Source organism: Christiangramia qingdaonensis, assembly GCF_048381525.1.
Lineage (GTDB): Bacteria > Bacteroidota > Bacteroidia > Flavobacteriales > Flavobacteriaceae > Christiangramia.
Map to the genome: position 1 here is coordinate 186,626 of NZ_JBLWIM010000008.1, position 1,902 is coordinate 188,527.

Sequence of the window (1,902 nt, forward strand, 5' to 3'; positions counted from 1 at the left end):
CTTACAAAACACTTAAAATCAGTCATTTCAATATTTCTATAGTACCAGCACTTTAGCTATAAATAATTTCATTCAACTGTTATAAACCTAATTAATTCAGTAATTACCAGCTACTATGTGCGTGGTTTCCTTCATTTAGCTCACTGATTTTCAGTAGTTAACATAGGTAATTTTTTTATAAACTATCCAAAAAAAAACTGTCCGGATTTCTCCAGACAGCCTTACACACACTCCACAGGAGTGGGTAAAAAACCCGCAAATTAGTCACCCCCCGGTTAATTAATCATGCGGGCCTTTTTAAGAATTAATTCACAGTAACTTCACAAATGTCAAATTCGATTTTCAAGTACAAATCATCAAATGACGGAATTGCAAGTGTTTCGTTCGCTGAACCACCCGCCGCAATTGCAGAACCAGATTCCACTATTGGGTCACTTCCATCTGCATTTAAGCTTGCACTAATAGTGTAACCCGTTACTTCATAGTCTCCGTCTTCTATATTAATAGCTACTACAATTCCTCCTTCTACTGTACTCAACTGAATTGAACCAATTTCCAGGTTTTCATTTAAACCATCTAAAGTATTGGCTTCAGCAAAAATCCTTACAGGAAAAGCAAAATCTGAAACGATTACAAGACCAAAACCTTCTACAAGAACATCACGTCCCCAGGTTGCAGTCCCACAATCAGGTCCTCCTATATCTACAGGACAACCGTCTTCATCTACTGTAGTTCCAGTTGGAGTTTCTTCACATAAATCATCATTATCATAAACCCCATCTCCGTCTGAATCTGGACATCCAACTGCATTTACAGTGGCCCCGGCTGGTGTATTAGGACATTGATCCACATCATTGTCAACACCATCGTTGTCAAGATCTGTGTCTCCTGTTCCTCCACCATTTCCACCAGAACCATCTCCGGTTAAGGCACCTTCACATTCACCAATTAGCAGGTGATAATATTCATTTGTTGTTCCATCTCCATTAAGTAACGACTTAACCATATTCCATGATAAAGTTATTCCCTGGATTGGTGAGTTATCAATGTCACCAGTACCATTCCAATCTTGCGGGTACAGCACCATATACAAGTAAGGTTCGTTGTCATCGAGATTAGCAGGTGGACCTGGAACTACAAGACAAAGTGGATCTGCGTAATACTGACCATCTCCGTAATCTCCTGTTGAAGCCATAGCTGAACTTTCTGTATGATCATAAAGTTGAATACCAGATGCATCCTCTCCAAAGTACAGATCAATACTATAATCGGCTACATAATGTCTTCCATCTTCATCACAATAGTTTACGAAAAGACATAATGGATATATAACTTCTGGAAGAATATCAAAAAATACGTATCCATATTCGTTTACCATACGGCGATCAAAACATAGAACTTCTACATCAATGTATGGTTTAGTACCATCTTCAACAGTAAAATCGAAAGGCAGTGCCTGGTTTACATATCCATCGAAATCACCATCAGACTCCTTTGGAGCTACCCAGATCAAGTTTCCGGTAGTATCCGGATCACCATCATAAACCATAAAACCGTCCAGGCTAATTGTTACCTGGCCATTATTAGGTACTAATATCTTTAGATCCTCTGAATAGTCTGTGAAATACCCATTTGCATCCTTTAGAATGGCTACATCTGTTTGATAACTGGATCCACCGTAGCTAAAATCTATTCTTGCTACAGCTGGTTCAGCATCAGAACAATCAGGAATCGTATTGAAATGATCCTTGCTCATGCTTTGAGCAGCTCTATCTACCAGATCGTTAAGAGAAGCTCCAAACGTGATTTCCACTGCCTGAAGTTCTGCATCATCCACTACCTTAGAACTTTCATCCTTACTACAGGATGTAAACATCATAGCAAACACGGCTACCAATGCTA

The 1,902-nt window shown here is 39.2% G+C and carries 1 pseudogene; it reads right to left on the reverse strand.

Annotated elements, in window-relative coordinates:
- Positions 1-304: 304 nt before the first annotated feature.
- Positions 305-1,902 (reverse strand): annotated as a pseudogene (locus tag ACNI3T_RS01580) (hypothetical protein); the annotation flags it as partial.